At 73.0% G+C, this 17,062-nt stretch carries 20 protein-coding genes and 1 riboswitch; of the genes, 11 read left to right on the forward strand and 9 right to left on the reverse strand.

Translation table 11 applies throughout. The annotated features are described in order from the left end of the window. Positions 1-280: 280 nt before the first annotated feature. Positions 281-1,015 carry an SDR family NAD(P)-dependent oxidoreductase gene (locus EIW28_RS13420; RefSeq protein ID WP_125248186.1) on the reverse strand — a complete coding sequence of 245 codons (735 nt, stop codon included), beginning with the start codon at positions 1,013-1,015 and terminating at the stop codon, positions 281-283. Between the two features lie 134 nt (positions 1,016-1,149). Continuing rightward, positions 1,150-1,357: riboswitch (cobalamin riboswitch) on the forward strand. 41 nt (positions 1,358-1,398) lie between these two features. Here EIW28_RS13420 and metE point away from each other — a divergent pair. The 9 genes from metE to EIW28_RS13465 all read left to right on the forward strand — a co-directional run bounded on the left by metE (position 1,399) and on the right by EIW28_RS13465 (position 10,301). Then, a complete protein-coding gene (gene metE, locus EIW28_RS13425) occupies positions 1,399-3,630 on the forward strand; it encodes a 5-methyltetrahydropteroyltriglutamate--homocysteine S-methyltransferase (RefSeq protein ID WP_125248187.1) in 2,232 nt (743 codons plus the stop codon). A 144-nt stretch (positions 3,631-3,774) separates the two neighbouring features. Then, positions 3,775-4,899, forward strand: coding sequence for an alanine racemase (gene alr, locus EIW28_RS13430; protein ID WP_125248363.1), 1,125 nt, complete (start codon positions 3,775-3,777; stop codon positions 4,897-4,899). 63 nt (positions 4,900-4,962) lie between these two features. Then, complete coding sequence (locus tag EIW28_RS13435) at positions 4,963-6,153, forward strand: alpha/beta fold hydrolase (RefSeq protein WP_125248188.1); 1,191 nt, start codon at positions 4,963-4,965, stop codon at positions 6,151-6,153. Positions 6,154-6,213: 60 nt separating this feature from the next. Beyond that, positions 6,214-6,690 (forward strand): tRNA (adenosine(37)-N6)-threonylcarbamoyltransferase complex ATPase subunit type 1 TsaE, encoded by a 477-nt coding sequence (gene tsaE, locus EIW28_RS13440; RefSeq protein ID WP_232013973.1) that lies wholly within the window; start codon positions 6,214-6,216, stop codon positions 6,688-6,690. After that, positions 6,687-7,328 (forward strand): tRNA (adenosine(37)-N6)-threonylcarbamoyltransferase complex dimerization subunit type 1 TsaB, encoded by a 642-nt coding sequence (tsaB, locus tag EIW28_RS13445; protein WP_125248189.1) that lies wholly within the window; start codon positions 6,687-6,689, stop codon positions 7,326-7,328. Before tsaE ends, tsaB begins: the two co-directional genes overlap by 4 nt. Positions 7,329-7,381: 53 nt before the next feature. Then, on the forward strand, positions 7,382-7,837 hold the full coding sequence (gene rimI, locus EIW28_RS13450) for a ribosomal protein S18-alanine N-acetyltransferase (RefSeq protein WP_125248190.1): 456 nt from the start codon (positions 7,382-7,384) through the stop codon (positions 7,835-7,837). After that, on the forward strand, positions 7,834-8,892 hold the full coding sequence (tsaD, locus tag EIW28_RS13455; RefSeq protein ID WP_125248191.1) for a tRNA (adenosine(37)-N6)-threonylcarbamoyltransferase complex transferase subunit TsaD: 1,059 nt from the start codon (positions 7,834-7,836) through the stop codon (positions 8,890-8,892). Before rimI ends, tsaD begins: the two co-directional genes overlap by 4 nt. A gap of 38 nt (positions 8,893-8,930) precedes the next feature. Then, positions 8,931-9,488, forward strand: coding sequence for a mycothiol transferase (locus EIW28_RS13460; RefSeq protein WP_125248192.1), 558 nt, complete (start codon positions 8,931-8,933; stop codon positions 9,486-9,488). 39 nt (positions 9,489-9,527) lie between these two features. Continuing rightward, positions 9,528-10,301, forward strand: coding sequence for a hypothetical protein (locus tag EIW28_RS13465; RefSeq protein WP_125248193.1), 774 nt, complete (start codon positions 9,528-9,530; stop codon positions 10,299-10,301). Here the strand turns inward: EIW28_RS13465 and EIW28_RS13470 are convergent. The 6 genes from EIW28_RS13470 to EIW28_RS13495 are packed head-to-tail and all read right to left on the reverse strand — an operon-like array spanning position 10,298 to position 13,230. Then, entirely contained in the window at positions 10,298-10,906 is a 609-nt protein-coding gene (locus EIW28_RS13470) for a hypothetical protein (RefSeq protein WP_125248194.1), read from the reverse strand. The two genes, EIW28_RS13465 and EIW28_RS13470, sit on opposite strands and share 4 nt — an antisense overlap. Positions 10,907-10,916: 10 nt before the next feature. After that, positions 10,917-11,390, reverse strand: coding sequence for a toxin-antitoxin system YwqK family antitoxin (locus EIW28_RS13475; protein WP_125248195.1), 474 nt, complete (start codon positions 11,388-11,390; stop codon positions 10,917-10,919). Beyond that, positions 11,372-11,980: a YwqJ-related putative deaminase gene (locus tag EIW28_RS13480; RefSeq protein WP_125248196.1), complete on the reverse strand. Its 609-nt coding sequence runs from the start codon at positions 11,978-11,980 to the stop codon at positions 11,372-11,374. The genes EIW28_RS13475 and EIW28_RS13480 overlap by 19 nt, the downstream gene beginning before the upstream one ends. Then, complete coding sequence (locus tag EIW28_RS13485; RefSeq protein WP_125248197.1) at positions 11,973-12,467, reverse strand: WXG100-like domain-containing protein; 495 nt, start codon at positions 12,465-12,467, stop codon at positions 11,973-11,975. Before EIW28_RS13485 ends, EIW28_RS13480 begins: the two co-directional genes overlap by 8 nt. Positions 12,468-12,500: 33 nt before the next feature. Beyond that, on the reverse strand, positions 12,501-12,827 hold the full coding sequence (locus tag EIW28_RS13490) for a WXG100 family type VII secretion target (RefSeq protein WP_125248198.1): 327 nt from the start codon (positions 12,825-12,827) through the stop codon (positions 12,501-12,503). A 1-nt stretch (position 12,828) separates the two neighbouring features. After that, positions 12,829-13,230: a hypothetical protein gene (locus EIW28_RS13495; protein ID WP_125248199.1), complete on the reverse strand. Its 402-nt coding sequence runs from the start codon at positions 13,228-13,230 to the stop codon at positions 12,829-12,831. 130 nt (positions 13,231-13,360) lie between these two features. Here EIW28_RS13495 and EIW28_RS13500 point away from each other — a divergent pair, with 130 nt between their 5' ends. Both EIW28_RS13500 and EIW28_RS13505 read left to right on the forward strand, forming a co-directional pair. After that, entirely contained in the window at positions 13,361-14,383 is a 1,023-nt protein-coding gene (locus EIW28_RS13500) for an endonuclease/exonuclease/phosphatase family protein (protein ID WP_125248200.1), read from the forward strand. Positions 14,384-14,474: 91 nt separating this feature from the next. After that, complete coding sequence (locus EIW28_RS13505; RefSeq protein WP_125248201.1) at positions 14,475-15,041, forward strand: dihydrofolate reductase family protein; 567 nt, start codon at positions 14,475-14,477, stop codon at positions 15,039-15,041. A gap of 337 nt (positions 15,042-15,378) precedes the next feature. On the opposite strand, the gene EIW28_RS13510 is transcribed toward EIW28_RS13505, so the two are convergent. Both EIW28_RS13510 and EIW28_RS13515 read right to left on the reverse strand, forming a co-directional pair. Next, complete coding sequence (locus tag EIW28_RS13510; RefSeq protein WP_125248202.1) at positions 15,379-15,915, reverse strand: GNAT family N-acetyltransferase; 537 nt, start codon at positions 15,913-15,915, stop codon at positions 15,379-15,381. A gap of 87 nt (positions 15,916-16,002) precedes the next feature. Then, on the reverse strand, positions 16,003-16,983 hold the full coding sequence (locus EIW28_RS13515; RefSeq protein ID WP_125248203.1) for a S66 peptidase family protein: 981 nt from the start codon (positions 16,981-16,983) through the stop codon (positions 16,003-16,005). Between the last annotated feature and the right edge of the window lie 79 nt (positions 16,984-17,062).

Genomic DNA, 17,062 nt, shown 5'->3' on the forward strand with positions numbered 1-17,062 from the left:
GCCGCCATCCCGCAGGGCCAGATGGCTTTTTTGTCTCAACCGTGACACCGTCCGGGGTGGAGTGTCGAGAACGAATTTCCGGCCTGTGGATAACTCGCGCCGCGCGCAGCCGCGCAGCGGTCGCCGCGCTGCGGCCGGTGGCCGGGCGGGTGCTGCGGAGCCTGTCGTGATGGCGCATGGGTCAACACTGGCACCGAGTGCCGCCAGGTGTCCAGCGCGAGTTCTCCGCCTGTGGATAACCGCCGCGAACGGCCGGCGGCTTCGCCGCCGGCCGACCGGTCTACTTGCGGCGGTGGACGAGCTGGGCCCCGGCCTGGTCGCGCGGGGTGATGGTGAGCTGGTCGATGTTCACGTGCGAGGGCCGGGTGGCGACCCACGTGACCGCGTCGGCGATGTCGGCCGCGACCAGCGGCGTCATGCCGGCGTAGACGGCGTCGGCGCGCTCCCGGTCGCCCTCGAAGCGCACCAGGCTGAACTCGGTCTCGACCATTCCCGGGTCGATCTCGCACACCCGCACCGGCTGGCCGAGCAGCTCCATGCGGAGCACCCGCGTGACCGCCGCCTCGGCGTGCTTGGCCGCGTTGTAGCCGCCCCCGCCCGGGTACGGCTGGTGGCCCGCGATCGAGCCGATCACGATGACCTGCCCGTCGCCCGAGTCGACGAGCTTCGGCAGGAGCGCCTTGGTGATCCGGGCCGTGCCGAGCACGTTCACGTCGTACATGCGCTGCCACAGCTCCAGGTCCGCGCCGGCCACCGAGTCGAGGCCGAACGCGCCGCCCGCGTTGTTGACGAGCACGTCGCACCGCTCGACCTGGTCGGCGAACGCGGCCACCGACGCCTCGTCGGTCACGTCCAGCGCCAGCGCCGTCCCGCCGCACTCGGCCGCGACCTCCGCGAGCCGGTCGGCCCGGCGGGCGCCGAGGACCACGTCGAAGCCGGCCTCGGCCAGGCCCCGGGCGGCGGCCGCCCCGATGCCGCTGCTCGCTCCCGTGACGACTGCGGTCTGCTTGCCCATCGTTTCCTCCTCGCGTCGCGGCCCGGGCCGCGGTCCCGGCCCGGCCCGGCTCGGACCTTACTCGGCGCTTCCGGGCCGCCCGCACCGGTTCTCACACTCTGGCCGAGGGGCCCGGGGCGCGCGTCCGCGGCCGTACCATCGCTCTCGACGCTGGTTCCGCGGCGAGGACTCGCCGCGGCCAAGAGGGAATCTGGTGCGAGTCCAGAACTGCCCCGCAGCGGTGAGGGGGAACGAAACCCGCCAAGAGCACTGGGTCCGCGAGGGCCTGGGAAGCGGCGGGGACTAGGCGCCGGCGACGGAGCGCCCCCGAGTCCGAATACCTGCCCGCGTCCCGCGCGCGACCGCGCGCGGCCCCGCTGTCGCATGTTCGAGGGAACTGACACATGAACAACCGCACCGCCGTGCGCTCCACCGCGCTCGGCTACCCGCGCATCGGATCGAACCGGGAGCTCAAGCGCGCGCTCGAGGCCCACTGGTCCGGCCGGCTCGACGCCGCCGGGCTCGAGCGGGCCGGCGCCGCCGTCCGCGCCGAGATGCTCGGCGACCTGTCCGTGCTCGACTCGGTCCCGACCGGCGTCTTCTCCTACTACGATCACGTGCTCGACACCGCGTTCGCGGTGGACGCCGTCGCCCCGCGGCACCGGCGCGACGACGAGCTCGCCTCCTACTTCGCCGCCGCCCGCGGGGACGCCGCGGCCGCGCCGCTCGAGATGACGAAGTGGTTCGACACGAACTACCACTACCTCGTGCCCGAGATCGGCCCCTCGACCGCGTTCGCCGCCCGGCCGGGGAAGGCCGTCGCCGAGTTCCTGGAGGCGCGCGAGCGCGGTCTGGACGCCCGGCCGGTGCTCGTCGGGCCCGTCTCGTTCCTGCTGCTGGCGAAGCCCGCGGACGGCGCGCCGGAGGGCTTCCGGCCGCTCGACCGCATCGGCGACCTCGTGGAGGTGTACGCCGAGATCCTCACCGCGCTGGGCCGGGCGGGGGCCGGGTTGATCCAGCTGGACGAGCCCGCGCTCGCGGCCGACCGCACCCCGGAGGAGCTCGCGGCCGTCGCGGCGGCGTACCGGCGGCTCGTCGGCACCGCGGAGATCCTGGTGGCCGGCGGGTACGGCCCGTTCGGGGAGTCGCTGCCGGTGCTCCTGGAGGCCGGGGTCGAGGGGATCGCCCTCGACCTGGTGCGCGGCCGGGCGGATCTCGATGCACTTGAGGCACTGGATGTTTCACGTGAAACATTCGTGGTCGCCGGGGTGGTCGACGGGCGCAACATCTGGCGCACCGACCTGGCGGCGGCCGCCCGGGACGTCGAGCGGGTCCGGGCCCTGACCGACCGGGTCGGGGTCGCCTCGTCCTCCTCGCTGCTGCACGTCCCGGTCGACCTCGCCGCCGAGACCGACCTCGCGCCGGAGCTGGCCGCGCGGCTCGCGTTCGCGCGCCAGAAGCTCGCCGAGATCGCCGCGCTCGCCGACCCGGACGGGCCGCGCGACGCGCGCCCGGCGGCCCCGGACGCCTGGCGGGACGCGTCGGTGCGGTCCCGGCTCGCCGGCCTCGGCGCGGACGCGGACCGCCGGGCGCCCTACGCCGAGCGCCGCGCCGCGCAGGCCGAGCGGGTGCCGCTGCCGCCGCTGCCGACGACCACGATCGGCTCGTTCCCGCAGACCGCGGAGCTGCGCCAGGCCCGCGCCGCCCACCGGCAGGGCCTCATGATCGACGCCGACTACCGCGCCCGCATGCGGGCCGAGGTCGCGGCCGTCATCGCGGAGCAGGAGCGGCTCGGCCTCGACGTCCTCGTCCACGGCGAGCCCGAGCGCAACGACATGGTGCAGTACTTCGCCGAGCAGCTCACCGGCTTCGCGACGACCGCGGCCGGGTGGGTGCAGTCGTACGGCTCGCGCTGCGTGCGGCCCCCGATCCTGTTCGGCGACGTGGCCCGGACCGCGCCGATGACGGTGCCGTGGACCTCGTACGCGCAGTCGCTCACCGCGAAGCCGGTGAAGGGGATGCTCACCGGGCCGGTGACGATCCTGGCGTGGTCGTTCGTGCGCGACGACCAGCCGCTCGCCGACACCGCCGACCAGGTGGCGCTCGCCCTGCGCGACGAGGTGGCCGACCTCGAGGCGGCCGGGACGGCGATCATCCAGGTCGACGAGCCCGCGCTGCGCGAGCTGCTGCCGGTGCGGGCGGCCGGGCGCGCCGCCTACCGGGCGTGGGCGACGCGGGCGTTCCGGATCGCGACCGCCGGAGTGCGGCCGGACACCGCGATCCACACCCACCTCTGCTACTCCGAGTTCGGGGAGGTCATCGACGCGATCGCCGCGCTCGACGCCGACGTCACCTCGATCGAGGCGTCCCGCTCGAAGATGGAGGTCCTCGCCGACCTCGACGGCGCCGCCTACCGGAGCGCGGTCGGGCCGGGCGTGTGGGACATCCACTCCCCGCGCGTGCCGGACGCCGCCGAGATGGCCGCGGCGCTGCGCCTCGCCGTGGCCGCGCTCGGGCCCGACCGGGTGTGGGCCAACCCCGACTGCGGGCTGAAGACCAGGCGCTACGAGGAGGTCCTGCCGGCGCTCGCGGGGCTCGTCGAGGCCGCGCGCCTCGTCCGCGCCGAGGCCGCCTAGACCGCGGCGCACCGGACCGCGCCTCCCGTTTCGCCCGGGATGCGCGGTCCGGGTGCGTTGCGGCGGCCCGGTCCCGGAGCCACGTACCCTTGAGCCGTGGCGATGGACAACTACCGCATCCTGACCGAGCCGGTGCACGGCGGCATGTCCGGCCTGGCGAAGGCCAGCGCGGACTGGCGGCGGCTCGCGCACAACGTCGAGGCGCTCGCGCGCGTCGCGGGCGTCCCGATGATGGCGATGGTCAAGGCCGACGCGTACGGGCACGGCATGGTGCCGGCCGCGCGGGTCGCCGTCGAGGCCGGGGCGGAGCGGCTCGGCGTGGTGACGCTCAAGGAGGCGTGGCAGCTGCGGCAGGCGCCGGGCCTGGGGTCGGCGCCGGTGATGGCGTTCTTCTTCGCGCCGGAGCAGCCGGGTCTCGCGGAGGTCGTGGGCGCCGGGATCGACCTCGGGGTGTCGTCGCTGGCGCAGCTGGAGGCCGCGGCCGCGGCGGGCGAGGCGGCGGGGTCGCCGGCGCGGATCCATCTCAAGGGCGACACGGGCATGTCGCGCGGCGGCGTGGCCGAGCACGAGTGGGAGCAGGCCGCCGAGGCGGCGGCGAAGTTCCAGGCCGCGGGGTCGGTCGCGGTGGTCGGCGCGTGGAGCCACCTGGCGTGCGCCGACGAGGTCGGGCACCCGGCGAACGCGGCGCAGAAGGCGTCGTTCGCGCGGTTCCTCGCGGCGGTGGCGGCGGCGGGCCTGGAGCCGGAGGTGCGGCACCTGGCGAACTCGGCCGCGCTCATCGCCGACCCGGAGACCCGCTTCGACCTGGTGCGGCCGGGGATCGCGCTGTACGGGTACAACCCGGTCCCGGACGTCCCGGTGGACCTGGTGCCGGTGCTCGAGGTGCGGTCGCAGGTGATGAGCGTCAAGCGGCTCCCGGCCGGGTCGGGGATCTCCTACGGCCACACGCACGTCCTGGAGCGGGACACGACCGTGGCGCTGGTGCCGCTCGGCTACGCGGACGGCGTGCCGCGGGCGGCGTCGAACCGGGCCGAGGTGTACCTGGCGGGGAAGCGGCGGCGCGTGATCGGGCGGATCTGCATGGACCAGTTCGTGGTCGACTGCGGCGACGACGCCGTGAAGACGGGCGAGCCGGTCGTGCTCATCGGCGCGGGGGAGCAGCACCCGGACGCGGACGAGTGGGCCGCGTGGGCCGGGACGATCCCGAACGACGTGCTGACGGGCCTCGGGGCCCGCATCCCCCGGCTGTGGAACCGGGGCCTGGAGTAGCGCCGTCGGCCCGGGCATCGGCGCCCGGGACCCCTGAGACCCCTTGAGTGGCAGTGAGGTCGCATGACTGAGAGGCAATCGGGCCGCGGTTCGCGGCGGGCGCGCGGCTGGACGCTGGCGGGCGGGATCACCGGCGGCATCGCGGTGGGCGCGGCGCTGGCGTACGGCGTGCCGGCGTACCTGGCGCGGCGCACCCGCGCGTCCTCGGCCGACCCGTACGCGCACGAGCCGTTCGAGATGCCGCCGGTGAACTCGGTGCGGACCGTCGAGACCCGCGACGGCGCGTCGGTGCACGTGGAGACGGCGGGCCCGGAGGACGCGGACCTGACGGTGGTGCTCATCCACGGCTACATGCAGGACATGGGCACGTTCTACTTCCAGCGCAAGGCGATCGCGGACGCGGTGCGGGGCGGTCTGCGCCTGCGCGCGGTCCTGTACGACCAGCCCGGGCACGGCCGCTCGGGCGGCCTGGTGCGCACCGAGTACTCGATCGACGACCTGGCCGAGATCCTGCGGGACGTGCTCGACGCGGTGGCGCCAGAGGGGCCGCTGGTGCTCGCCGGGCACTCGATGGGCGGCATGACGGTGATGGCGTACGCGCGCCTGTTCCCGGAGGAGTTCCGGGAGCGGGTCAAGGGCGTGGCGTTCCTGTCGACGAGCGCGGCCGGGCTCGACACGGTGGAGACGAAGCCGATGCGGGCGCTGCGGCGGCTGAGGCGCACCGTGCTGCCGATGCTCCAGCAGGTGGCGGGCTGGACGCCGGACCTCATCGACCGCTCGCGGCTCCTCGCCGGGGACCTCGGGTGGCTGCTGACGCGCAAGGCCGCGTTCCGGGCCCCGAACCCGCCCGGGTCGATCGTGACGCTGGTCGAGCGCATGAACCGGCGCGTGTCGATCCAGTCGATCGTGGGGTACGCGCGCGCTATCCTCGACCACGACGCGACGGCGGTGCTCCCGCAGTTCAAGGGCCTGCCGATCCTGGTGGCGGTCGGCGACGGGGACCCGTTGACGCCGCCGGCGCACTCGCGGCGGCTCGCGGAGGCGCTGCCGGGGTCGCGATTGGAGCTCATAGCCGAGGCGGGGCACTCGCCGCAGCTGGAGTACCCTGGTGAAATCTCACAACTGTTGTTGGAGATGATCGACAAAGTCGCGGCCGAGATCGGTGACGGTTCGCTGCGCCCGGGGACCGCCGGCCCGGAGGCCGGCCCTGAGCGCCGCCGCAGCTGGAAGCCGTTCTCGCGCCACCTTCCGTAGACGAAGGCCGAGTCAGACACGGGCGCCGGCGTGCCGCCGGCCGCAGAAGAGGAGTGAGACGTGAGGCTGACGCTCCAGACAGCCGGAGACACCCACGAGTTCGGGCTGCGCCTGGCCGCGGTCCTGCGCCCCGGCGACCTCGTGATCCTCACCGGCCCGCTCGGGGCCGGGAAGACGGCCCTGACGCAGGGCATCGGCGCCGGGCTCGGCGTCGAGGGGCGCATCACCAGCCCCACCTTCGTGATCGCGCGCACGCACCGCGCCGGCGCCGCCGGCGTCCCGCTCGTGCACGTCGACGCGTACCGGCTGGAGACCCTCGACGAGCTCGACGACCTCGACCTGGACACCGACGTGGAGGCTGCGGTCACCGTCGTCGAGTGGGGCGCGGGCCTGGCCGAGCGGCTCGCGGAGTCGCACCTGGAGATCGCGATCGAGCGCCGCGCGGACGAGGTCCGCGAGGCGGTCCTGCACGCGCGCGGCGGCGACTGGGCCGCGCGGCTCGCGTCCCTCGACCTGCCGGTGGTCTCGGCCGCATGAGAGTCCTCGCCCTCGACACCTCCACCAGCGCCGTCCAGGCCGCGCTCGTCGACCTCGAAGACGACGAGCTGTTCCTGACCTCGTTCCGGCGCGAGATCGACTCGCGCGGGCACGTGGAGAAGCTCGGCCCGTTCATCGAGGCGTGCCTTCAGGATGCGGGCCGCACCGCGAAGGACGTCGACGCGGTCGTCGCCGGCGTCGGCCCCGGCCCGTTCACCGGCCTGCGGGTCGGGATGGTCACGGCCGCGGCGTTCGCCGACGGCGCGGGCGTCCCGGTGTACGGGGTGTGCTCGCTCGACGGGATCGGCGGGAACACGCGCGGCCGGGCGCTCGTCGCCACCGACGCGCGCCGCAAGGAGGTCTACTGGGCCGTCTACGAGGACGGGGTCCGCGAAGGCGAACCGCAGGTCGGCAAGCCCGCCGACCTCCCCGAGACCGGCGCGGACTACGCGATCGGCGAGGGCGCGTCGATGTACGCCGACCAGCTCGCGGTCCAGGCCGAGACCGAACCGGTCTACCCGGACCTGGTGAAGCTCGTCGAGCTCGCCGCGCCGCGGCTGCTCGCGGGCGCGCCGTCCGAGCAGCTGACGCCCCTGTACCTGCGCCGCCCCGACGCGCAGGCCGCCGGCGGGAAGTGACGCGCGCGGACGCGGCGGCCGGGCCCCGGCCCGGCGTGGTACAGCTTGACGTGATGAACGGTGACTTGAGGATCGAGCGGGTGCGCTGGTGGCACCTGTCCGCGCTGGCGCGGATGGAGGCCGCGATCTTCGGGCCCGAGGCGTGGAGCGAGGGCGTGCTGTGGTCCGAGCTCGCGGCCGGGCACGACTACCGGGCCGTGTTCGACCGCGCCGCGGGCGACCGGATCGCCGGGTACGCGGGCGCCGCGTTCGCCGACGCGGAGGCGTGGATCAACAACATCGCCGTCGACGAGGCGTACCGGCGCCGCGGCGTCGCCCGGATGCTCATGGACGACCTGATCGCGCGGGCCCGCGCGGGCGGCGCGAAGTCGGTGTTCCTGGAGGTCGCGGTCGACAACGTCCCGGCCCAGCGGCTGTACGACGGCTACGGTTTCTACGGCATCGGCGTGCGCAAGAACTACTACCAGCACACCGGCACCGATGCCGCGGTGATGAGGATGGACCTGTGAAGAACGAACCTGTGGTACTCGGCATCGAGACCTCCTGCGACGAGACCGGCGTCGGGATCGTGCGTGGGCACGAGCTGCTCGCCGACGCCGTCGCGTCCTCGGTCGAGGAGCACGCGCGCTTCGGCGGCGTCGTCCCCGAGGTCGCCTCGCGCGCGCACCTGGAGGCGATGGTGCCGACGGTGCAGCGGGCCCTGGACGACGCCGGCGTGACCCTCGCCGACCTCGACGGCATCGCCGTCACCGCCGGCCCGGGCCTGGCCGGGGCGCTCATGGTCGGCGTCGGCGCCGCGAAGGCGTACTCGATCGCCACCGGCGTGCCGATCTACGGCGTCAACCACCTGAGCGCGCACATCGCGGTCGACACGCTCGAGAACGGGCCGATCCCCGAGCCCGCGATCGGGCTCCTCGTGTCCGGCGGGCACTCCACGATCATGATGGTCGAGGACCTCGCCGGGAAGGTCACGCAGCTGGGCGCCAGCATCGACGACGCCGCGGGCGAGGCGTTCGACAAGGTCGCGCGCCTGCTCGGGCTGCCGTTCCCCGGCGGGCCGTACATCGACCGGGCCGCGAAGGAGGGCGACCGGGCGTTCGTCGAGTTCCCGCGCGGGCTCTCGGCCGCGAAGGACATGGAGAAGCACCGCTACGACTTCTCGTTCTCGGGGCTCAAGACCGCGGTCGCGCGCTGGATCGAGGCGCGCCGCGCCGACGGCGAGGACGTGCCCGTGAACGACGTCGCGGCCGCGTTCCAGGAGGCCGTGTGCGACGTCCTCACCCGCAAGGCGATCCTGGCCGCGAAGGAGCACGGCGTCGAGACGATCCTCCTCGGCGGCGGCGTCGCGGCCAACTCGCGCCTGCGCGGCCTCGCGACCGAGCGCGCCGAGGCGGCCGGCCTGACGCTGCGCTACCCGCGGCCGAAGCTGTGCACCGACAACGGCGCCATGGTCGCGGCCCTCGGCTCGCACCTCGTCGCCGCCGGCGTCGCCCCGTCCACGATCGACTTCCCGGCGAACTCGTCGATGGACGTCGAGGTCGTCAGCCTCGCGAACTCGCTGTAAGCCCGCGGATGTCGGTCCCCGGCGCTACCGTGACCGGCATGACCGACACTCCGTGGGAACCGCCGCTGGCGGGAACCGAGTCCGAACACCTCCTGGCGATGCTCGAACGGCTGCGCACGACCTTCCGCTGGAAGGCCGACGGCCTCGACGCCGCCGGCCTGAACGCCCGCGTCGGCGCCTCCGCGCTCACCATCGGGGGCCTGCTCAAGCACCTCGCGCGCGTCGAGGACGTCACCTTCGCCTGGAAGATGCGCGGCGAGAGCCCGGGCGAGCCCTGGGTCTCGGCGCCGCTCGACGACAGCGACGCGTGGGAGTTCGCCTCCGCGGCCGACGACAGCCCCGAGTACCTGTACGGGCTGTGGGACGCGGCGGTCGCGCGCTCCCGCGAGCGCCTCGCCGCGATCACCGCCGACGGCGGCCTCGACCAGCCCGCCCACTGGGAGTGGCCCGGCCGCGGCCACTTCAGCGTCCGCCGCGTCGTCTGCGACCTCATCGAGGAGTACGGCCGCCACACCGGCCACTGCGACCTCCTCCGCGAAGCCGTCGACGGCCGCGTCGGCGAGGACCCGCCCGAGGGCTGGACCCCGCGCTCCTGACCCCGGTACCGTTGCGGGTCAACCGGAAGGGAGCACCCGATGAGCACCGGCCCGCAGCGGCTCGCCGCCGCCCTCGACGCATGGGCCCTCGCCGTCGACTGGATCGAATGGGTCGAACTCGGCGGCTCCCTCGGCCGCGGCGCGGGCGACGAGCTCTCCGACGTCGACGCGGGGATCGGCGTGACCGACTTGGCCGAGGACGACCCGCGCATCGGCGAGGCGCTCACCGCGATCAGCGGCTTCGCCCCGGTCGCGGCCACCTTGCGCCAGCGGCTCGGCGACCTCGTCCACCTCGTCTGCGTCTACCGGGACGGCCGCCAGCTCAGCCTCGTCGTCTTCGACGCCGCGGCCCGCGCCGGCCTGCCCCCGCAGTCCACCGCCACCGTCGACAAGACCGGCCGCCTCGCCGCGCCCCTCGACCCGGCCCGCTGGACCCCCGACGCCGCCACCCGCCGCGAATGGGCGTTCCTCGCCTGGATCGCCCTCGGCGACGCCGCCCGCCACGCCTATCGCGCCCACCCCTGGCGTGCGCTCCGCTCCCTCACCGAGGCCCGCGACCACCTCTGGCAGCTCCACGCCGCCGCCCTCGGCCTCCCCTATCCCGCGTTCGGCGCGGTCACCGCCGAGAACGCCGAAGCCGAACCGCCGCAAGGCATCGAGGCCACCCACCCCGCGACCCTGACGCCCCCGGACCTCCACCGGGCCCTGAACGCCCTCGCCGAACTCCTCGCACCCCACACCACCCCGGACCTGCAAGCCCTACCAGCGGCGATCCGCCCCCGCCTGGACCTGCTCGACCCGAGCTGCGACTAGACCAGCCCGGCCGCCAGCAGTAGTTCGAGCCAGCGGTCGCGGACGACCGCGGGCGTCCCGAGCACTAGCGCGTGCTCCTCGCCCACCGCCCGCGCGACGAGTTCGGCGTAGCGCCACCCCAGGACGAACTCGTCGAAGAACTCGGCGACGCTCCCCGTGAGCCGTTCGAACGGCGGCCCCTCTCCCGGGTTCTCGTAACGGAACAGGTACTCGTCCGAATCGCAGTAGAAGACCGAGCCGTCGAGGAGGTCGACGTGAACCACGTCCTCCCATTCGGCGAACGCGATGAACTCGGGGAGTGCGAACCGTAGGGTGCCGATCACCGCCGCGTCGGCGAACGGGTCGCCTTCCCTCCGGGGCCTCGCGTCCAAGCGCTCCGCCGAGGCGACGACCGCCGGGCGGTCGAACCGGAGGAGGTTCCCGCCGATCGATCGCAGCGATCCGAACACCTCGCGCATGCCTCCTGGGAGCGGCGGCAGCACCAGCGGCTCCGGCTCGATTTCGATGACGACGCCCCCACCGCTCCGTGCTGCCGCCGCCTCAAGCGCGCTGAGCTTCTCCAGAACCGATCGCATCAGCTCCGTGTCGGGACGACTCGAGTCCACCTCGGCCCGGTTAGTGGACGCCGAGCGAGGCGGCCGCCGACGGTCCCGGCACCGGTGGGAGGTCGTAGACCGTCCGCGTCTTGGCGATCGACTCCTGCTCGGGCGCATCGGAAGGCAGCGCCCACTGCTCCGTGGCGACGCCGCCGTCGAACGCGACGCGCCAGACGACGGTGCCGCCGTCGTAGGCGACGGCGGCCGCCAGGCTGCCGTCGGGTCGGAACTGCCGCGACACGCCGTGGCGGAACGCCTTGCAGTACCAGTCCTCGACGAGGACCGTCCCGTCCGCGGCGATCGTGCGAGCGGGACCGTGCTGGTAGCCGTCGCGGTAGGCGATCTCGTCCCGGCCGCCGCCCCGGTTCTCCTCGAAGCCGATCCCGGTGAAGCGCCGGCCCTCGTAGGAGAAGCGCTGATCGCCGTCCACGTCCAGGTCGTCGTCGGGCACCCTCGGCATCGCCGAGGTGTCCGTCAGCTCTTCCTGTCCCATCCGTCGATCCCCTCTACGATGCTGCTGCAGTTCGCGCAGCACTCGATGAACTCGCCCTTCTTGGAGCCCTTGAGTCTGATGTTATCCACGATGAGATCCTCCGGCTTCGCGTCGGGCCGGTCCTTCAGCGCCTCGTTCCACGCGTAGACCTCGGAGTGCGACCCCGGCTTGTTCAGGAACTCCGGAGTCGGCACGCGACCGCTCTCGATGTCGGCGTTGCGGGCGTCCAGACGCGCCTGGATCGACGGGTGGAGGTCGTCCGGCGGGTCGGCGTGGTTCTGACCGAAGTGGACCTTGCCGGTCTTGCGGTCGAGGATGCCCGACAGGACCGGGCCGCGCTCGCGGTTCGTCTGGTAGTCGGGGCCGTCCTTGTCCATGATCCGGTCGTAGCGCTCCCGGAGCTGCTGATTGAGCTTCGCGCGGTCGGCGTCGATCGAGTTCGGGTAGTCGGGGGTCCGGGAGGTGCCCGGGACGTCGGGAGACCGGCCCTTGCCGAACCGGAAGATGTCGGCCCGCTTCAGGATGCGGGAGATCAGGCCGCTGCCGGCTTCGGAGGCGGCGCGGTTGGCGCGGACGCGTTTCCTAGCCATTGAGCACCATCTCGATCGCCATGCCGATGAGCTGGTCGATGATGATGCCGCTGATGATCTTGAAGATCGGGATCTGGGCGAGCGACGCGCCGAAGGTGACGACGGCGGTCGCGATCGCCTGGGCGATCTGGAACGCGAGCAGCACGAGCTGCACGATCACCTGGACCTTCAGCGCCAGGATCACGCCGGCCGCGATGGTGAGGCCGATGTTGATGATGTTGCTCGGCTCGGTCGCGTCGGCGAGGTTCCGGACGGCCGACTCCGCGTCCTCCCATTCGTCGCGGAACGCGTCGATCTCGCGGCCGACGTTGTTCTCGACGAGCGTCCGCGCGGCGGCTTCGAGGTTCTCGATCTTGCCGGTGATCTGGTCCGCCATGCCGGTCCATTCACCGGCGAGGTTGAAGATCGACTCCTCGTCGGATTCCGGCCAGTCGTACCCGAGCATGCCCAGCAGGCCGACGAGTTCAGACGGCAGTTGCAGGCCCAAGGGGGGACCTCCTTGACAGGGGTTGGGGTGCGGTCAGCGTTCGATTTCGCCTTGGAGGTCGGTGAAGATCTTCGCGATCTCGGCGTCTCCGGTCTCGTGGTCGTCGGCCATGTCGCGGATGCACTGCGCGTAGTCGGCCAGGTCCTCGATGTTCGTGGAGAAGCAGCCGGTGAGGGCGTCGGTGCACGCCTGATGCGCGATGCCCACCAGCATGCCGATCTCGTCGCCGCCGAAGGCGTCCGCGAACTGCTCCAGCGCGCCGGTGAACTGGTCCAGAAGGGCCTGGACCTCGTCCTTGGCGGCGTCGAGCTGGTCTGCGGCCTGGCGCATGGACTCGAAGTCGAGCTGGATGTCCGGCATCTCACCGTCCTCCGTGGATCTTGGCCATCACTTCGCTGATGGAGGCGCTCATGGCCTGGAACTGGCGGATCGAGCGGTCCTGGATCTCGGCGACGGTCTCGTTCATGGCCTCGAGGTCGGGGACGGGCTCGTCGGTGCCGAGGGCTTCGGCGCGCTGGTCGAGGGCCTCGTTGATCATGCGCTTGATCTCGGCGGTGAGGGCCTGGGAGCCGAAGTGCATGGCGCGGCCGTCCATCTCGAGCTCGTCGACGCGGCCGGCGGGGCTGAGGGTGAGGCGGATGAGGCCGTCGGCGCCTTCGACCGTGACGGGGTCGATCTGGTGGGACTCAGGGGATTTGACGGCGCTGCTCAAGGTCGCTCGGGCGTCGGCCAGTTGCTGGGCGATCGCGTCCTCTCCGAACATGGGTCCTCCATTCGCACTGTGCGACACGAGCGTTACTCATTATATGTGAAACGCGCAACTGCATGGGTTTGTCGCGGTTGCGCACTGGGGCGGCGCCGGTTGTGGACGGTGGCCGTTAGGCTTCGGGCGCATGACTGATGCTGACGTGGCGACAGGGGCCGAAGCGCACGCGGAGGCGCCGCGGCGGCCGTGGTGGCGGGCCCGGTGGCTGCGGGCGCTGTCGTGGACCGGGACCGCGGGGGTCGCCGCGTACACGCTGGTGCGGCTGCTGGGGCTGGAGACCGGGTGGCTGCTGGTGACGACCGTGGCGTTCGTGCCGTACTTCGCGGTCGCCGCGCTGGTGGCGGCGGGTGTGCAAGCGGCCGTTCGGCATTGGGCCGCGCTCGCGGTGACCGGCGCGGCGGTGGTGGCGCTCGGGGTGGTGCTGGTGCCGCGGGTCGTGGTGGACGAGCCGGTCGCGGCGGGCGGGGCGGAGTTCACCGTCATGTCCGTGAACCTCTATGTGGGGCAGACGGATCTGGAGAAGGTCGTCGCACTCGTCGAGGAGCGGCGGCCGGACCTGCTGAGCGTCCAGGAGCTCACGCCGGGCGCGGCCGAGCGGCTCGCCGAGCTGGGCCTGGAGGAGCTGCTGCCGCACGCGATCCTGGAGCCCGACGAGCTGGCGGTTGGGACCGGCGTGTACTCCGCGCACCCGCTCGCGCGGATCGAGACGGTCGGGCGGGACGGGATCTTCTACCAGATCGGGGCCGAGGTCGACCTCGGCGGCGAGGCGCTGCGGTTCATGGCCGTGCACACCGCCGCGCCCGCGTCGCCCGAGCGGATCCCGTTGTGGGAGGAGGACTTCGAGGACCTGCCGCGGCCTGACGGCGGCGCGCCGTGGGTGCTCGTCGGGGACTTCAACGCGACCCTCGACCACGACAACATGCGCGGCCTCCTCGCCGACGGCTACGTCGACGCCGCCGAGGCCATGGGCGACGGGCTCCAGCCGACCTGGCAGCCGACCGAGGGGTACCTGGACGGGCTCGTGAAGATCCCGGCCGTCACGCTCGACCACGTCGTCGCCGAGGAGGGCGTCGCCGTCCTCGACTGGGAGGTCCTGGAGAAGGACGGCAGCGACCACGCCCCGGTCCTGGCCCGGCTCCGGCTGCCGTGAACCTGAAGCGGATTTCAGGGTTGCGATGAATCCTGTCGGGGGTCGTCGTCATAGTTGACGACAAGCCACTGCTGAACTGAAAGGCCACGTCATGCGCCAGATCATCGTCACCGCGTTCGTCTCCCTCGACGGCGTCATGGAGGCCCCCGGCGGCGAGCCCGGGTACCGGAACACCGGCTGGACCTTCAAGGACATCGAGTTCCTGCCCGAGGCGTACGAGATCAAGGACCGCGAGCAGGAGGAGGCCGGGGCGCTGCTGCTCGGGCGCGTCTCCTACGAGGCGTTCGCGCCGGTGTGGCCGAAGATGACCGAGGAGTTCGCCGGCTACAACTCGAAGCCGCGCTACGTCGTCTCCACCACCCTGAAGGAGCAGGACGAGCGCTGGCCGGCCACCATCCTGCGCTCCCTCGACGAGGTCGCCGCGCTCAAGGAGACCGAGGGCGGGCCCCTGTCCGTGCACGGCAGCGCCACCCTCGGGCACGCGCTCGCCGACGCCGGGCTCGTCGACCGTTACCACCTGCTGGTCTTCCCCAAGCTCCTCGGCGCCGGGAAGCGCCTGTTCAGCGACGCCGACAAGGACGCCGTGCAGCTCGACCTCGCCGAGCACGAGGTCTACCGCAACGGCATCCAGAAGCAGGTCTTCGACGTCGTCCGGTAAGGGGCGGCCCTCGGGCCGAGGCCACTTACTTCGGCCCAGGCCGCCGGTGCCGCACCGGCGGCTTCGCCGCACGGGCCGGAACCCGTCCGGCGCTCGCTGAGCGCTCCGCCCTACTTTCCGGTCGTGTCTTCCTCAAGGACCGACCGGTGGCTTCTGAGACGTGCGTTCGCGGTCGTCACCCGCGCGCTACCGCCCGGCCGCGTCCTACGTAGGGCCGGCCGTCGGCCTCTGCGGTATGCGCTCGCGGTCGTCACCCGCGCGCTACCGCCCGGCCCCGTCCTTCCATGGGGCCGGTCGCTCGCCGCCGCGACATGCGCTCGCGGCCGCCACCCGCGCACTACTGCCCGGTCGCGTCCTTCGGGAGGGCCAGCCGCTCGATCGGGTAGGCCCGGCCCGCGAGTTCGAACTCGTCGCGTTCGCCGTCCGGCGTGAAGCCGTACCGCTCGTAGAAGCGGCGGCCCACCTGGTTGCCGACCAGCTCCCACACCCGGATCGGGAGCATGCCCTCCTCGGTGAGCCACTTCTGGGCTTCGCGCATGAGCGCGCGGCCGGCCCCGCGGCCCCAGTGGTCAGGGTGGACGTAGATCGCCCACACCTCCCCGGGGACGCCGGGCCCGGCCTCCTCCTCGGTCGACTCGCGGCGGTCCCAGCCCACCGTCGCGAAGCCGATCACGTTGGGGCCCTTCTCCGCTACCAGGGTGATGGCGTGCGCGCGCCGGTGGGAGAGGCCGCGCACGAAGCCGTCCGAAGGCTCGTCGGAGAGGCCGGCCAGCACCTCGTCGGCGACGATGCCCGCGTAGGCAGCGCGCCAGGAGGCGTTCTTCAGTTGCATGATCTCGTCTGCGTCTGCGGGGCCGCCGGTTCGGATCCTCATGTCTACCAACCGTGCCCGAAGGTCCACAAGAAAGCAACCACTCAGGGTGCCGTAATTGCGACCGCAACCCGTTCGTGCAAGAAACGTCTAGGCGACGACCGGCTCCAGGAGCCGCAGCTCGCGGGCCGTGGCATCCACGGAGGCCAAGGCGCCGATCGGCATCGGCAGATTGGGGCCGGTATGTCCGAAGTCGACTCCGGCGAGGACCGGGAAGTCGTAGTCGGCGAGCACGTCGAGCACCACGTCGCGCACCAAGACGGGGTGGAACTCGGACCCGGCCGGGAGGTCGACGTCGAGCGGGATGCCGACGACCATCGCCCCGACCCGGTCGAACACGCCGCACATGCGCAGGACGTGCAGCTGGTTCCACACGTGCCCGAGGTTGCGGCCCACGTCCTCCCAGAAGAAGACCGCGCCGTCCCAGGTCTCGGGCGCGAGCCGGTACGGCGACGCCTGCACGTTGATGAGCCGGTCGAGCAGGCCGCCGACGAGCCGGCCGGTCGCCCGGCCCGGTCTCCAGGTCTCCCAGGCGTTCTCGGCCGGAAGCGACACCTCCGCGAGCTCGCCGGTGAGGAGACCGCGCAGGAGGTCGCGGACGACGCGGCGGCGCTCGGGGGTCGCGTCGGGCCAGGCGCCGTCGCCGATGCCGCTCGCGAGGTCGGTGTGCATGCCGACCAGGCCGGTCTGCGAGTGGAACGCCAGGTGGAGCGCGGAGAGGTCGCTGTAGCCGAGGAGCGGCTTCGGGTCGCGGCGGATCGCGTCGTAGTCGATGCGGTCGAGGTAGGCCGTGGTGGCGTTCCCGCCGGTGAACGCGACGATCGCGCGCACCTCCGGGTCGTTCAGCAGCGCGTTCAGCTCGGCGGCCTGGGCCTCGGGCGGCGCGGCGCGCCAGAAGCGGTTGCCGCCCGCCGCGACCAGGGGCGTGACCTGCACCCGGAACCCCATGCCTTCCAAGGCCGCGACGCCCGAGTCGAGCTCGGACCGCCACTGCGGCAGGCACGGGCCCGACAGGGCCGCGACGGCGACGGTGTCGCCGGGGTTGAGGCGCTTGGGCCGCAAGGGTTCCATGTGGTGCTGCCTTCCGGGGACGGTTCAGGGCCGGGACCAGCCTAGCGGCGGTCCCGGCCCGGTGCGATCCCAGGTTGCA

The organism is Glycomyces terrestris (assembly GCF_003933745.1).
Lineage (GTDB): Bacteria > Actinomycetota > Actinomycetes > Mycobacteriales > Micromonosporaceae > Glycomyces > Glycomyces terrestris.

Coding starts and splice junctions, on each gene's coding strand:
- EIW28_RS13420 (WP_125248186.1), bottom strand. CDS start 1,015: ATGGGCAAGCAGACCGCAGTCGTCACGGGAGCGAGCAGCGGCATCGGG.
- metE (WP_125248187.1), top strand. CDS start 1,399: ATGAACAACCGCACCGCCGTGCGCTCCACCGCGCTCGGCTACCCGCGC.
- alr (WP_125248363.1), top strand. CDS start 3,775: ATGTCCGGCCTGGCGAAGGCCAGCGCGGACTGGCGGCGGCTCGCGCAC.
- EIW28_RS13435 (WP_125248188.1), top strand. CDS start 4,963: ATGACTGAGAGGCAATCGGGCCGCGGTTCGCGGCGGGCGCGCGGCTGG.
- tsaB (WP_125248189.1), top strand. CDS start 6,687: ATGAGAGTCCTCGCCCTCGACACCTCCACCAGCGCCGTCCAGGCCGCG.
- rimI (WP_125248190.1), top strand. CDS start 7,382: ATGAACGGTGACTTGAGGATCGAGCGGGTGCGCTGGTGGCACCTGTCC.
- EIW28_RS13460 (WP_125248192.1), top strand. CDS start 8,931: ATGACCGACACTCCGTGGGAACCGCCGCTGGCGGGAACCGAGTCCGAA.
- EIW28_RS13465 (WP_125248193.1), top strand. CDS start 9,528: ATGAGCACCGGCCCGCAGCGGCTCGCCGCCGCCCTCGACGCATGGGCC.
- EIW28_RS13475 (WP_125248195.1), bottom strand. CDS start 11,390: ATGGGACAGGAAGAGCTGACGGACACCTCGGCGATGCCGAGGGTGCCC.
- EIW28_RS13480 (WP_125248196.1), bottom strand. CDS start 11,980: ATGGCTAGGAAACGCGTCCGCGCCAACCGCGCCGCCTCCGAAGCCGGC.
- EIW28_RS13490 (WP_125248198.1), bottom strand. CDS start 12,827: ATGCCGGACATCCAGCTCGACTTCGAGTCCATGCGCCAGGCCGCAGAC.
- EIW28_RS13495 (WP_125248199.1), bottom strand. CDS start 13,230: ATGTTCGGAGAGGACGCGATCGCCCAGCAACTGGCCGACGCCCGAGCG.
- EIW28_RS13500 (WP_125248200.1), top strand. CDS start 13,361: ATGACTGATGCTGACGTGGCGACAGGGGCCGAAGCGCACGCGGAGGCG.
- EIW28_RS13505 (WP_125248201.1), top strand. CDS start 14,475: ATGCGCCAGATCATCGTCACCGCGTTCGTCTCCCTCGACGGCGTCATG.
- EIW28_RS13510 (WP_125248202.1), bottom strand. CDS start 15,915: ATGAGGATCCGAACCGGCGGCCCCGCAGACGCAGACGAGATCATGCAA.
- EIW28_RS13515 (WP_125248203.1), bottom strand. CDS start 16,983: ATGGAACCCTTGCGGCCCAAGCGCCTCAACCCCGGCGACACCGTCGCC.